This window comes from Geodermatophilus sp. SYSU D01045, assembly GCF_054050295.1.
In genome coordinates this window covers 123,656-136,026 of sequence record NZ_JBJGZB010000005.1, presented here as the reverse complement: position 1 = coordinate 136,026, position 12,371 = coordinate 123,656, and the positions used below count along the sequence as shown (strand labels likewise).

The window sequence follows — 12,371 nt, the reverse complement described above, 5'->3', positions numbered from 1 at the left end:
CGTGTCCCACACGGGGCGTCGCGGACCGGCCCGGTGACGTCGGCCCGGTGGGAGGCTGACCGGCACGCGCGGGAACCCCTCGTCAGGTCCCGGCCGTCGTGTCAGGGTGCCCGCCGTCCCCGAACCGAACGGAGCAGCACCCCCATGGCCTTCCGCAACCTGATGGCGAAGCTCGGCGCCGGCAACGCGAGCGTCGACGCCGTCCTCGACCGCCCCGTGACCACCCCCGGCGGCACCGTCACCGGCACCGTGCACCTCACCGGCGGGCAGGTCGCCCAGGAGATCAACGAGATCCGGGTGTCCCTGCAGGCCACCGTCGAGGTCGAGAGCGGCGACAACGAGTGGAAGGAGAACGTCACCTTCGGCACCGCGCCGATCGCCGGCGACGGCCGGATCGAGGCGGGCGCGAAGGCGGCGATCCCGTTCAGCTTCCCGGTGCCCTGGCAGTGCCCCTTCACGACGCTCGACGGCTGGACGCTGCGCGGCGTGAAGATCGGCCTGCGCACCAAGGTCGACATCCCCGGCGCCGTCGACCCCGGCGACCTCGACGCGGTGACGGTCGAGCCGCTGCCGGTCCAGCGCACCGTCGTCCGGGCGCTCGACGGCCTGGGCTTCCGCTTCCGCGGCGCGGACGTCGAGAAGGGCCGGCTGGCCGGCAGCGACCTGCCCTTCTACCAGGAGGTCGAGTTCGCGCCGCCGTCGTCGCTGCGCGGGCGCGTCAACGAGCTCGAGGTGACCTTCCTGGCCGGCCCGCACGGCGTCGAGGTCGTGCTCGAGGTGGACCGGCGCGGTGGGCTGCTCACCGAGGGCCGCGACGTGGGCGGCCGGCTGCAGTTCGGCCACCACGACACCGACGTCTCCGCGGTGGCCGCGCAGCTCGACGCCGCCGTCCGCCAGCTCGGCGCCCGGCGCGGCTGGCTCTGAGCACCCCCGACCGGGACACGGCGGCCGCGCGCCTGCGGGACCTCCCGCGGCGCGCGGCCGGCCGCCCCGACCTGCGCCAGGCCGCCGTCGCCGTCTGCGTCACCTGCACCGGCGACGTCCCGGCCCTGCTGGTCACCCGCCGCGCGGCCGGGCTGCGGGCGCACGCCGGGCAGTGGGCGCTGCCCGGCGGCCGGCTCGACCCGGGCGAGACCCCGGTGCAGGCCGCGCTGCGCGAGCTGGAGGAGGAGGTCGGGCTGGTCCGCGGGGCGGACGACGTCCTCGGCCTGCTCGACGACTACGTGACCCGCTCCGGCTACGTCATGACCCCGGTGGTCGTGTGGGCCGGGGACGCCGGGGAGCTGCGCCCGGCCGAGGCCGAGGTGGCCGCGGCGTACCAGGTGCCGCTGGCCGACCTGGACGTCGAGCCGGTGCTGGTGTCCATCCCCGAGTCCGACGCGCCGGTCATCCGGCTGCCGCTGCTCGGCGGCTGGGTGCACGCCCCGACCGCCGCGGTCGTGTACCAGTTCTGCCAGGTGGTGTGCCGCGGGCGGCACACCCGCGTGGCGCACCTCGAGCAGCCGGTCTTCGCCTGGCGCTAGCGCGTCCGGTCCGGCGTCAGCGGCGGTGCCAGCGAGCCGCGCCGTAGGAGGCGAGCCCCAGCACGATCCCCGACAGGACGGCGCTGCGCCGGGCCACGTCGCCCTCGACGCGGGAGGTCCACACCGCGGCGGCGTCCAGCGCGGTGAGCAGCAGCGTCACCTCGGTGGTGCGCCGCGCCTGCGGTGCCGGGGTCACCAGCAGCGCGGCGCCCATCGCGATGTTGCGGGCCGCGCCCAGGCGCACCAGCAGCGGCAGCGCGACGTCGTCCCGCGCCGCGTCGGGGCGCACCCCGAGCGTCTCGGCGATCCACCGGGGCGCGAACAGCGCCGCCGTCCCGATCCACACCGACAGCGACCCGACGGTCCTGCGGGTGACGTCCCAGTCGTGACTGCTCACGGGCGGCCCTTGCCCGCGAACGCCCTGCTCGAACCGGCGGTGAGCACCAGCACGACGGCGAGGAACGGCAGCGTCGCCCAGCTGGCCACCACGTCGCTGAGCGTCGCCACGGTGAACGCCGCCGCCGACGGGGCGCCCAGCGGGCCGACGACGTGCTCGAGACCGAGCGCGGCGACAGACGCGGGCACGGTCAGCAGCGCCGACACCGCGCCGCCGAGCACCACGCCGGCGACCACCGCGGCCGGCGAGGTGCGCACCGCCCGCAGCGCGGTCGCCGTCCCCCGGGCGAGCGCGCCGACGGGCCGGACCCGGCCGGTGCCGGGCAGGTCGGTGAGCGCGCCGGTCAGCCACAGCTGGGCGAGCAGGCCGGTGGCGAAGCCGACGACGTCGACCAGCAGCGCGTGCGCGACGCTCGGGTCCCGGTACACGAGCAGCTGGCGCAGCACGTCGGGGACGGTGTTGACCAGCGTGACCGCGAGCGAGAGGGCGTAGACCCGCCCGGCGTGCCGGCGCAGCAGCGCCAGGGTCTCCCGGACGACCGCGGAGACGCTCACGCGCGGGTCGCGACGGCCTGGATCCAGCGGTCGCCGGCCGCCCGCCGCAGCCGCCCCGGCGGCACCTCCAGCCCGTGCGCGCGCAGCTCGGCCAGCAGCTGCTCCGTGGAGAACCGGTCGGCCGGGTGGCGGGAGACCGCGCGCAGCCACGGCGCGTCCACGAACCGCGCGGTCATCTCGGTGAGCGCCAGCTGCCCGCCCGGGCGCAGCACCCGCGCGACCTCGGCGACGGCGGCCCGCCAGTCCCGGACGTGGTGCAGGGCGTGGAAGTCGACGACGAGGTCGGTGCTCGCGTCGTCGACCGGGAGCGCGGTGGCGTCCCCGACGCGGAAGGCCACCCGGTCGGCGAGGTCGGCGCAGGCGATGCGGGCGCGGCCCACGCTGGCCGGGTGGAGGTCGAACGCGGTCACCTGCGTGGCGCCGAGCCGCTCGACGGCGACCCGCGCGCCCAGGCCGCGGCGGCCGGTGCCGATCTCGACGACGCGCTCGCCGCGGGCGCCCAGCCGGCGCAGGATGCGTCCCTCGACCCGCAGGCCGATCTCGTACCGGAGGCGGGAGTCGACCCACAGGCGGTTGGCGTCGACGTAGGTCGGGGGCACGGTGCTGCTCCCGCGCGCGGCAGTCATGCCGGGCGGCTACCCACGTCGCGGGCGAGCGCACCGTAGACGTCGCGGGCGTGGTCGAAGACGAGGAAGTGCCCCTCGCCGGCGTGCCAGTGCGCGGTGACCGACGGCAGCATCCCGGCCAGCACCCGGCCGAGCGCGACCGGCACCTGCCAGTCCTGGGTGCCGTGCCAGAGGTGGACGTGTTGACGCACCTCCCCGACCGGGAAGCCCCAGGGCCGGAACAGCAGCGCCCGGTCCTCGGCCAGCACCCCGGCGCCCTGGCGCAGCCCCTCGGTGAACGTGCGCGCGAGCACCCGCCGCACCGCGGGCCGGCCGATCACCCGCCGGTCGGCGGGGTTCAGCCGCAGCTGCAGGTAGCGGGGCAGCAGCTGCGGGCGGACCGTCAGCGGCGCGAACACCGGCCGCAGCAGCGCCGCCGTCGCCGGGGACGGGCGGTGCGCGGCCGCGCGGACCGACGTCGGCAGCCAGCCCGGCCACGGCCACGGGACGTCCGGCGGCGGGGCGCCGCCGAGGATGCCGACGGCGGTCACCCGGTCGGGCAGGGCGTGCGCGCAGGCCAGCGCGTAGGCGGCGCCGCCGGACAGCGACAGGACGGCGAACCGGTCGATGCCGAGGGCGTCGAGCAGCTGGACGACGTCGTCGGGCCAGTCGGTCACCCGCCGGCCGGGCTGGGGGTCGGAGGCGCCGAAGCCGGGCCGGTCGGGGACGACGAACCGCACACCCCACCGCCGGTAGGCGGCGGGGTCCTCGACGTGCCGCTCGAACCGGGAACTGGGCGAGCCGTGGCAGCCGAGCACCGGCCGGCCGTCGGGGTCGCCCCACTCGGCGTAGGCCATGGTGCGGCCGTCGCGCAGCTGCAGCCGGCCCTCGCGGGGCCCGTCGGCGAGGTGGGTGCTCCCGGGGTGCATGCCCGGGGGCTACCCGGCGGGCGGGCGGGTCAGGCGCGGCGGCCGAGCAGCGCCAGGACCCGCGCCGGCCGGTCGGCGCCCTCCGGTGCGTCCACCCGCCGGCAGATGCCGTCCGTGTAGAGGGCGTCGCCCCAGCTCCGGGCGCCGGACTCGATGCGGTCGAGCTCGGCGGCCGTCAGCGTCGCGTCCTGGCCGGTGGCGCGGGCGAGGTCCCAGCGGTGCACGACCATGTCCCACACGTAGAACTGCGCCAGGGTCTCGCCCACCGTCGTGGGGCCGGAGAAGCCGTCGTACCCGGCGTCGGCCACGGCCGGGTCGGCGACGGCGGCGAGCACCCGGGCGGCGTGCCCGCGCAGGGCCGCGGCGGGGTCGGTGGCGACGTCGGGCGCGGGGCCGAGGTCGATGCCCCGGCCGGTGAGGAACTCGCGCTGGGTGTCCACGAGGTGGGTCACCAGGTCGCGGGCGGTCCAGTCCTCGCACGGCGTGGCGGCGTCCCACCCGGCGGCGGGCACGGCGTCGGCGACGGCGAGCAGCGGCTCCAGGACGGCGGCGTAGTCGGCGGCGATCGGCGTGGTGGTCGTCGTGTCCATGGCCCGAGCCTGGCCGCGTGCGGCAGCCTGCGTCTTGATGGAACCCGACAGCGCCGCCGTCCACCGCCGCGACACCATCGAGCGGGCGCACCTGCGCGACCCGCGCGACGCCTCGCACGTCATGTACCGGCACGAGGCCACCGGCCCGCTCGCGGCGCTGGTGCAGCGGTTCTGGATCCCGGTCTGGTCGGTGCCGCCCGGGGACGAGGCGGTGCAGCGGGTGCTGCAGTACCCGGTCTGCCTGGTCGTCGTCGCGCCGGACTACGCCCGCTTCTACGGCGTCGTGTCGGGGCTGTCGACGACGACGCTCACCGGCGACGGCTGGGCGGTCGGCGTCATGCTCACCCCCGCCGCCGGTGCGCTGGTGGCCGGCGGGCCGGTGGCGGCGTACACCGACCGGCACGTCGACGTCGGCGAGGTGCTCGGCGCCGACGGCGCCCGGCTGGCCGCGCGGGTGCGCGCGGCGATGGCCGCCGACCCGCACTCCCCCGCGGCGCACGCGGAGGCGAGGGCCGCCTACGACGACGCGCTGCACCGGTTCCTGCCGGTCGACGAGGAGGGCGCGCTGGTCGACCGGCTGGTGGCGCTGGTCGAGTCGCGGCCGGACCTCACCCGGGTCGACCAGCTGTGTGCCGAGACGGGGCTGTCCGAGCGGGCGCTGCAGCGGCTGGTGTCCCGCCGGCTGGGCCTGACGCCCAAGTGGCTGGTGCAGCGGCGGCGGCTGCAGGAGGCCGCCGGCCGGCTGCGCGACCGGACGGCGACGCTGGCCGGGGTGGCGGCCGACCTGGGCTACGCCGACCAGCCGCACCTGACCCGCGACTTCGCCCGGGTCACCGGGATGACACCGGGCGAGTTCGCCGCGCGGTACGCGCAGTAGGGGCAGAGTGCGCTACGCGCAGTAGGGGCAGAGCACGGGGGCTATCCCGTCGTCGTCTGCCGCTCCGGCTCGATCCAGACGATGACCCGCTCGGTCCTGATGTTCTCCGGCGGGTAGGGCCGGCCGTCGTACTTCTGCGACAGCTCGTCGATCTGCGCCCGCGCCTCGGGGCCGGTGGTCGTGTCGGTCACCCGGCCGCGCACCTCGGCGTAGCGGTAGGGGTCGGACTCGTCCCGGATGGCCAGGGTCACCCGGGCGTCGCGCCGGAGGTTCTCGAACTTGCGCCGCCCGGTCTCGGTGTTGACGAACAGCCGCTCCCCGTCGGTGCCGACCCAGATGTACTGCGTCTGGATGCGCCCGCTGGGCAGCAGCGTGCTGATCGCCGCGTAGTTGGGGCCCTCCGCGAGCTCGCGGGTGACCGGGTGGAGCGCGGGGCCGTCCTGGGTGTCTGCCACCGTGGGTGACTACCCCGACCCGTTCCGGCGCACGCCGTCCGTGTTGCGGGCCCCGACCCGGCAGCCCACCGTGGGGCGACCGCCGTCCCCTCCCCGTCCTGGAGCTGCCATGGCCTCCCTGTCGAGGGACCCGGGCGCCGCCCCGACCGACGGCGACCGCCCGCCCCCTCGACAGCGGCGTGACCGCACGCTGCCCGACGACGCCACCGGCGCCGGCCCCCGCCACCGGGACGCCGAAGCCGGGCTGCGCCGGCTGACCGAGAGCTCGAAGCGGTAGCCGCGGCGGGCTGGCCGGCCGACGCCGCGGCGCTGGCCGCCGAGCAGGACCGGCTCGCCGCGCTGCGCCCGCCGCCGTGGTCCCCACCTGCCGGGGCGCTCGCCGGTGCGGTGGCCGCGGTCGAGGACGGGGAGGACCTGGTCGCGGCCGGGGTGCTGGGCGACGCGGCCGCCGTCGTCCGGGGACCGGCGACGGGCCCGTACACGCCGGCGCTGCTCGCGCTGCGGGAGGGGCCGCTGCTGGCCGCCGCGGTGGCCGCGCTGCCCCGCCGGCCCGACGTCCTGCTGGTCGCCGCGGCCGGGCGGGACCACCCGCGGCGGGCCGGGCTGGCGCTGCACCTGGGCGCCGTGCTGGACCTGCCGAGCGTCGGCGTCACCGCCCGGCCGCTGGCCGCCCTCGGCGACCCGCCCGGGCCGGCGCGCGGGGACTCCGCTCCCCTGCTGCTCGACGGCGAGGAGGTGGCGCGGGCGGTGCGCGTGGTACCCGGCGTGCGCCCGGTCGTGGCCTCCGCCGGCTGGCGCACCGGCCCGGCGACCGCGGCCGCCGTCGTCCTGGCGACGACGGCCGGGGTCCGCACGCCGGAGCCGCTGCGCGCGGCCCGCCGGGTGGCCCGGCTCAGCCGCGGTCGGCCGGGGTGAGGCCCTCGACCACCGCGGCCATGTCCACCGCGCCCGGGTCGTCGAGCCGGCCGGCGGCGGCCTCCATCGTCTCGAGCACCGCGGCGGTGAGCCGGTCGGGAACCCCGCCGGCCTGTAGCGCCGCGCGGATGAGCCGGGCGTCCTTGGCCGCGCCGGTGAGGCCGAAGCTCGGCGGGTAGTCGCCGGCCAGCATCAGCCGGCCCTTGAGGTGGGCGTAGGCGGAGTCGACCGGCCCGCCCTCGATCGCGTCGAGGAAGCGCTGCGGGTCCTGGCCGAGGGCGCGGGCCAGCGCGATCGCCTGCGCGGTGCCGGCGGTGAGCATGAACAGCCACGAGTTGCAGGCGAGCTTGAGCCGGCTGCCGGCGCCGGCCTCGCCGAGCCACAGGGTCTTCGAGCCGAGCGCGCCGAACACCGGCGCCAGCCGCTCGCGCGCCTCCTCCGGGCCGCTGGCCAGCAGGGTCAGCGCGCCCTTCGCGGCCGGTTCCCTGGTGCCGAGGACCGGGCAGTCGACGAGCACGAGGCCCAGCTCGCGCGCCGCCTCGACGGTGCGGTCGGCGCCCTCGACGCCGACCGTCGAGCACTGCAGCCACGTCGTCCCGGCGGCGGGCGCGGCCTGCCGGACGACGTCGAGCACCGCGTCGGCGTCGAGCAGCATCGTGAGGACGACGTCGGCGCCGTCGACGGCCTCGGCCGACGAGCCGAACGCCTCCGCGCCGGTGCCGGTGAGCGCCTCGGCCTTGGCGGGGTCCCGGTTCCACGTCCGCACGGGCAGCCCGGCCCGCCGCAGCGAGGTGACCATCCCCGCGCCCATCGTCCCGGTGCCCAGCACCGCCACCGTCGGTCCGGCCACGCCGTCCTCCTCCGTCGTCGTCCCGGGGCCCTCAGCCGTGCGAGGCGTGGCCGTGGCTGTGCACGCCGTCGGGACCGTGCCGCTCGTCGGGCGCCGGGCCGCCGTCGTCGGCGGCCTGCTCCACCCCGTCGTCGTGGCCGCGGTTGCGCCGGAGGTCGACCACGCCGAGGACCAGGGCGGCAGCGGCGCCGAGCACGGACACGGCCAACCCGGCCGCGGCCGCCGTCGGGTAGTCGCCGGACGCCGACAGCACGAGGTAGAAGAGCCCGGGCAGCGCCGCGGTGCCGACGGCCGCGCCGAAGCGCTGCGCCGTCTGCAGGCCCCCGCCGGCCGACCCGGCCATGGACACCGGCACGTCGCGCAGGGTCATCGTGATGTTGGGCGAGATGACGAACCCGCCCCCGATGCCGCCGACCAGCAGCGCCGGCGCGACCGCCCACCCGGCCGCCGACGGCGGGACCAGCAGCAGGACGACCGCCGCCGCCGCGAGGCCGAGGATGACGCCCGAGAGGCCGAACACCGTCAGCCTCCGGCCGTGCCGCTCCACCAGCCGCCCGGCCACGACCGCCGCCGACGCCGACCCGAGGGCGAACGGCGTCACCGCCAGCCCCGACTGCAGCGGCGTGTAGTCCAGCCCGGTCTGGAAGAACAGGGCGAACACCAGCCAGATGCCGCTGAACCCGACGAAGTAGACGGTGCCCAGCGCCGCGCCGATGCCATAGCCGCGGGTCTGCGTGACCAGCCGCGGGTCGAACACCGGCTGCCCGGCGCGGGCCACCACCCGCCGCTCCCACGCGACGAACACCGCGAGCAGCGCCGCCCCGACGAGGAACAGCCACCACAGCTGCGCCAGCCCGCCGGACTCCGCCTGCACCAGCGGGAACAGCACGGCCAGCGCCCCGGCGCCGAGCAGCAGCACCCCGACGACGTCGATCCGCCCGCGGCCGCCGCTGCCGCCGCGGGGCAGCAGCCGCAGGGCGAGCGCGAACGCGACGACGCCGATCGGCACGTTGACGTAGAACAGCCACCGCCAGCCGCCGGGTCCGTCGGCCAGACCGAGGATGGCGCCGCCGACCACCGGGCCGACGGCGGTCGAGATCCCGACCGTGGCGCCGAACAGGCCGAACGCCCGCCCGCGCTCGGCGCCGCGGAACAGCTGCTGGATCAGCGCGGAGTTCTGCGGCGCCAGGCACCCGGCCGCCAGCCCCTGCACCAGCCGGGCGGCCACCAGCCAGCCCACCGACGGCGCCGCGCCGGCCGCGGCGCTGGAGAGCACGAACCCGGCCAGCCCGAGCAGGAACAGCCGCCGGCGGCCGAACGCGTCGCCCAGCCGGCCGGCGGGGACCAGCATCAGCCCGAAGGTCAGCGCGTACCCGGACACCACCCACTGCACGGTCGCGGGCGTCGCCCCGAGGTCGGACTGCAGCGAGGGCAGCGCGACGGACACGATGCTGACGTCGAGCAGGCTCATGAAGCCGACGACGAGGGTCACCGACAGCGCGGTCCACCGCTTCGGGTCCGGCCGGTACCCCTCCTCGGTGGCGGCCTGCGACGGGGCGTCGGTGGATGCGCGTGGCGGCACGGGGAGGCCTCTTCCGGTGGTGCAGCGGGGGGCGCGACCGCCGTCCGGCACGGCCGTGCCGTGCTGCCCTACCCGGTCGTGCCCCACCGACACCCGCGCGTGCCGGTGGTCGAGGTCAGTCGAGGACGGCGGTGGCGTCCACCTCGATCAGCAGGTCGGGCTCGGCGAGCGCCGCCACGGGCAGCAGGGTGACCGGCCGGGTCAGGTCGCGGCCGAGCCGGGCCGACGCCCGCGCCACACCCTCGCCGAGCGCGGGCAGCGCCTCCGGCGACCAGCCGACGACGTACAGGACGAGCTTGGCGACGTCGTCGAACGTGCCGCCGGCGGCCTCCAGCGCGGTGGCCACGTTGAGGAACGCCTGCTCGGTCTGCGCGGCGAGGTCGCCGGGGCCGACGGGCTCGCCCGCGGCGGTGCGGGCGACCTGGCCGGCCAGGTACACGGTGCGGCGGCCGGTGGCGACGGCCACCTGGCGGTAGACGCCGGGGACGGGCAGGCCGGGCGGGTCGATCAGCTGGACGGTCACGGCTCCTCCTCGGGGGTGGTGGGAGCCAGAACATAGCGGCGCTATGCGACAGTTCCGGGATGCCGAGGAGCCCCGACCCCGCCGTCCGCCGGCTGCTGGTCGAGCGGGCGGCGCGGATGCTCGCCGGCCGCGAGCCGGTCACGCTGCGCGCGCTGGTCGAGGGCACCGGCGCCTCGACGATGGCTGTGTACACGCACTTCGGCGGCATGCCGGGGCTGTGGAGCGCGGTCCGTCAGGAGGGCTTCACCCGGCTCGCGGCCCGGCTGGACGCCGTCGCCCGCACCGCCGACCCGGTGCACGACCTGGCCGCGCTCGGCGTCGCCTACACGCGCAACGCCCTGGACGCCCCGGAGCTGTACCGGGCGATGTTCGACGCCCGCGCCGACCTGGCCGACGCCGGAGCCGCCGACGCGACGTTCCGGCGGCTGGTGGACGCCGCCGCCCGCGCCCGCGACGAGGGCCGGCTGGCCGCGGGCACCGACCCGCGCGCCCTGGCGACGCGGTACTGGGCGGCCGGGCACGGCCTCGTGTCGCTGGTGGTGCAGGGCGTGCTGCCCGCCGGGGTCCTCGTGCCGCAGGCCGTCGAGACCGCCGTCGCCCTGCTCACCGCCGCCGGCGACGACCCCGCCCGCTGCCGGGCGTCGGTGGAGCGCGCCTGGTCGGCCAGCTGACACAGCGCAAGAACGGTCGGGCCACGCGGCCGCCCGGGTCGCCAGACTCGACGCGTGACACCGCCCGGCCGCGACCGCCTCCGCGAACTGCTCGACGCCGTCCTCGACGAGGACAACCGCACGCTCTCGGACATGGCCGGCGACGCCTACGCCTCGCCGTTCCACTTCAGCCGGCAGGTGTCCGGCGGCGCCGGGGAGTCACCGGTCGCGCTGCGCCGCCGGGTGGTGCTCGAGCGCGCGGCCTGGCAGCTGCGCCAGGGCGCGAGCGTCACCGACGCCGCGTTCGCCGCGGGCTACGAGTCGGTCGAGGGCTTCAGCCGGGCGTTCGCGCGGGCCTACGGCCGCAGCCCCGGCTCGGCCGACCCGGGCAGCGCCGCGAGGGACGGGCACTGGCTGCCGGCACCCAACGGCATCCACTTCCACCCGCCGGCGTCGCTGTGGGTGGCCGACGAGCCCGCGCGCCGCGGCGGCGACGAGGTGACCGCGCTGCTGGTGCACCACGGTGTCGAGGACACCCGCGGCCTGCTCGAGCTGGCCAAGGGCCTGCCCGAGGAGGAGTACCGCCGGGTGCGGGCGCCGGGCCTGACGGTCCTCGCCTGGGACGGCGCCGAGGAGACGCTCGCCGCCGTCCTCGACACCCTCGTCTGGTCGCTGGAGGTGTGGGTCGCCTCCATCGAGGGCGGGGAGCACCCCGCCCGCGGCGCCGACGACCCGGCCGCGCTGATCGACCGGCACGACGTCGTCGCGCCGCGCTGGCTGGCCGCCGTCCGCGAGATCGCCCGCCGCGGCGCCTGGGGCGACCGGCTGGTCGACGCGCTGTGCGAGCCGCCGGAGAGCTTCGTCCTCGGCAGCGTCGTCGCGCACGTCCTCACCTTCTCCGCGCACCGCCGGCTGCTCGCCCGGCACTGGCTGCGCGACGCCGGCGTAGCGGTCGACGCCGGCGACCCGATCGAGTGGCTCTCCCGGAGGGACCGATGACCCGCACCGTCTACTACACCGCCACGACCCTCGACGGCTTCATCGCCGGCCCCGGCCACTCCCTGGACTGGCTGCTCACGCGGGAGGCCGACCACGAGGGCGCGATGGGCTACAAGGCGTTCGAGAAGACCGTCGGCTCGCTGGTCATGGGCGCCTCGACGTACGAGTGGGTGCGCGAGCACGGCGGCCCGGACGCCTGGACCTACGACCAGCCCGCCTGGGTGCTCACCCACCGGCAGCTGACGCCGTACGAGGGAGCGGACATCCGCTTCACCAGCGCGGACACCCCCGAGGAGCTGCGCGCGCTGCACGGCGAGATGGTCGCGGCCGCCGGGGACCTCGACGTGTGGGTGGTCGGCGGCGGGCCGGTGGCCGCGCAGTTCGCCGGGGCGGGGCTGCTGGACGAGCTCGTCGTCTCGATCGCGCCGGTCACCCTGGGCGCCGGGATGCCGCTGCTGCCGGCGCACGTCGAGCTGGTCACCCGGGAGGTCGCGCAGAACGGCGAGTTCGCCGTCGTGCGCTACGACGTCGTCCGCCCCGGCTCCTGACCCGGTCGAGGTGTCGACACATCGACGAGGCGACGTCGCGACAGCTCGACGAGGCGAGGTCGCGACCTGCCGACTCCTCGACCCGTCGACCGGCCGGCTCGGTCTCGCTCGACGCGGTGTCGGCAGTGGATGACGCCGGGCGCGGCCACCACGCGGAGCGGGGTGATCCGCACCGCCGGGCCGGGACGGGCGAACAGCGGCAGCCCGTCGCCGGCGACCACCGGCACGACGTGCAGCTGCACCTCGTCGACCAGCACCTCGTCGACCAGGCCCGCGGCGAGGCACTGCCGGGCGACGTCGGCCCCGCCGGGGCCGCTCACCAGCCGTCGACGGGGACCGCTACGTCCGGCAGCACGCGCGCCGGGGAGGGAGGA

General features: G+C 77.5%; 18 protein-coding genes. 8 read left to right on the top strand and 10 right to left on the bottom strand.

Going from position 1 to position 12,371, the window contains the following annotated elements:
* The first annotated feature begins 144 nt into the window (after positions 1–144).
* A complete protein-coding gene (locus tag ACI798_RS06100; protein WP_457047481.1) occupies positions 145–924 on the top strand; it encodes a sporulation protein in 780 nt (259 codons plus the stop codon).
* Positions 915–1,523, top strand: coding sequence for an NUDIX hydrolase (locus ACI798_RS06095; protein ID WP_457047512.1), 609 nt, complete (start codon positions 915–917; stop codon positions 1,521–1,523). Before ACI798_RS06100 ends, ACI798_RS06095 begins: the two co-directional genes overlap by 10 nt.
* A gap of 16 nt (positions 1,524–1,539) precedes the next feature.
* Here ACI798_RS06095 and ACI798_RS06090 read toward each other — a convergent pair whose 3' ends face one another.
* From ACI798_RS06090 to ACI798_RS06070, 5 genes are read right to left on the bottom strand one after another with little or no spacing between them, the layout of a single operon-like run.
* On the bottom strand, positions 1,540–1,920 hold the full coding sequence (locus ACI798_RS06090) for a DUF4267 domain-containing protein (RefSeq protein ID WP_457047480.1): 381 nt from the start codon (positions 1,918–1,920) through the stop codon (positions 1,540–1,542).
* Positions 1,917–2,474 carry a hypothetical protein gene (locus ACI798_RS06085; RefSeq protein ID WP_457047479.1) on the bottom strand — a complete coding sequence of 186 codons (558 nt, stop codon included), beginning with the start codon at positions 2,472–2,474 and terminating at the stop codon, positions 1,917–1,919. Before ACI798_RS06085 ends, ACI798_RS06090 begins: the two co-directional genes overlap by 4 nt.
* The gene (locus ACI798_RS06080; protein WP_456939450.1) at positions 2,471–3,100 is read right to left on the bottom strand and encodes a class I SAM-dependent methyltransferase; all 630 of its coding nucleotides are present in this window, start codon (positions 3,098–3,100) and stop codon (positions 2,471–2,473) included. Before ACI798_RS06080 ends, ACI798_RS06085 begins: the two co-directional genes overlap by 4 nt.
* Positions 3,097–4,008: an alpha/beta fold hydrolase gene (locus ACI798_RS06075; RefSeq protein ID WP_456939451.1), complete on the bottom strand. Its 912-nt coding sequence runs from the start codon at positions 4,006–4,008 to the stop codon at positions 3,097–3,099. The genes ACI798_RS06080 and ACI798_RS06075 overlap by 4 nt, the downstream gene beginning before the upstream one ends.
* A 29-nt stretch (positions 4,009–4,037) precedes the next feature.
* On the bottom strand, positions 4,038–4,598 hold the full coding sequence (locus tag ACI798_RS06070; protein ID WP_456939452.1) for a TIGR03086 family metal-binding protein: 561 nt from the start codon (positions 4,596–4,598) through the stop codon (positions 4,038–4,040).
* Positions 4,599–4,635: 37 nt separating this feature from the next.
* Here ACI798_RS06070 and ACI798_RS06065 point away from each other — a divergent pair, with 37 nt between their 5' ends.
* Positions 4,636–5,475 (top strand): helix-turn-helix domain-containing protein, encoded by an 840-nt coding sequence (locus ACI798_RS06065; RefSeq protein ID WP_456939453.1) that lies wholly within the window; start codon positions 4,636–4,638, stop codon positions 5,473–5,475.
* A gap of 41 nt (positions 5,476–5,516) precedes the next feature.
* Here ACI798_RS06065 and ACI798_RS06060 read toward each other — a convergent pair whose 3' ends face one another.
* Positions 5,517–5,930 (bottom strand): PPOX class F420-dependent oxidoreductase, encoded by a 414-nt coding sequence (locus ACI798_RS06060; RefSeq protein WP_456939454.1) that lies wholly within the window; start codon positions 5,928–5,930, stop codon positions 5,517–5,519.
* Positions 5,931–6,039: 109 nt separating this feature from the next.
* Between ACI798_RS06060 and ACI798_RS06055 the strand changes: the two genes are divergently transcribed.
* Both ACI798_RS06055 and ACI798_RS06050 read left to right on the top strand, forming a co-directional pair.
* Positions 6,040–6,207 (top strand): hypothetical protein, encoded by a 168-nt coding sequence (locus ACI798_RS06055; RefSeq protein ID WP_457047478.1) that lies wholly within the window; start codon positions 6,040–6,042, stop codon positions 6,205–6,207.
* Between the two features lie 110 nt (positions 6,208–6,317).
* The gene (locus ACI798_RS06050; RefSeq protein ID WP_457047477.1) at positions 6,318–6,845 is read left to right on the top strand and encodes an endonuclease V; all 528 of its coding nucleotides are present in this window, start codon (positions 6,318–6,320) and stop codon (positions 6,843–6,845) included.
* Here ACI798_RS06050 and ACI798_RS06045 read toward each other — a convergent pair.
* The 3 genes from ACI798_RS06045 to ACI798_RS06035 form a co-directional block, all read right to left on the bottom strand.
* Complete coding sequence (locus ACI798_RS06045; protein ID WP_456939457.1) at positions 6,823–7,695, bottom strand: NAD(P)-dependent oxidoreductase; 873 nt, start codon at positions 7,693–7,695, stop codon at positions 6,823–6,825. The genes ACI798_RS06050 and ACI798_RS06045 overlap by 23 nt on opposite strands.
* Positions 7,696–7,726: 31 nt before the next feature.
* A complete protein-coding gene (locus tag ACI798_RS06040; protein WP_456939458.1) occupies positions 7,727–9,277 on the bottom strand; it encodes an MFS transporter in 1,551 nt (516 codons plus the stop codon).
* A gap of 115 nt (positions 9,278–9,392) precedes the next feature.
* Positions 9,393–9,800, bottom strand: coding sequence for a RidA family protein (locus ACI798_RS06035; RefSeq protein ID WP_456939459.1), 408 nt, complete (start codon positions 9,798–9,800; stop codon positions 9,393–9,395).
* Between the two features lie 59 nt (positions 9,801–9,859).
* Between ACI798_RS06035 and ACI798_RS06030 the strand changes: the two genes are divergently transcribed.
* Genes ACI798_RS06030 through ACI798_RS06020 form a run of 3 tightly spaced genes read left to right on the top strand, consistent with a single transcriptional unit; the run spans position 9,860 to position 11,997 of the window.
* Complete coding sequence (locus ACI798_RS06030) at positions 9,860–10,471, top strand: TetR/AcrR family transcriptional regulator (protein ID WP_457047476.1); 612 nt, start codon at positions 9,860–9,862, stop codon at positions 10,469–10,471.
* A gap of 54 nt (positions 10,472–10,525) precedes the next feature.
* A complete protein-coding gene (locus tag ACI798_RS06025) occupies positions 10,526–11,449 on the top strand; it encodes a helix-turn-helix domain-containing protein (RefSeq protein WP_456939461.1) in 924 nt (307 codons plus the stop codon).
* The gene (locus ACI798_RS06020; RefSeq protein ID WP_456939462.1) at positions 11,446–11,997 is read left to right on the top strand and encodes a dihydrofolate reductase family protein; all 552 of its coding nucleotides are present in this window, start codon (positions 11,446–11,448) and stop codon (positions 11,995–11,997) included. The genes ACI798_RS06025 and ACI798_RS06020 overlap by 4 nt, the downstream gene beginning before the upstream one ends.
* Here ACI798_RS06020 and ACI798_RS06015 read toward each other — a convergent pair.
* On the bottom strand, positions 11,970–12,317 hold the full coding sequence (locus tag ACI798_RS06015) for a hypothetical protein (protein ID WP_456939463.1): 348 nt from the start codon (positions 12,315–12,317) through the stop codon (positions 11,970–11,972). The genes ACI798_RS06020 and ACI798_RS06015 overlap by 28 nt on opposite strands.
* Between the last annotated feature and the right edge of the window lie 54 nt (positions 12,318–12,371).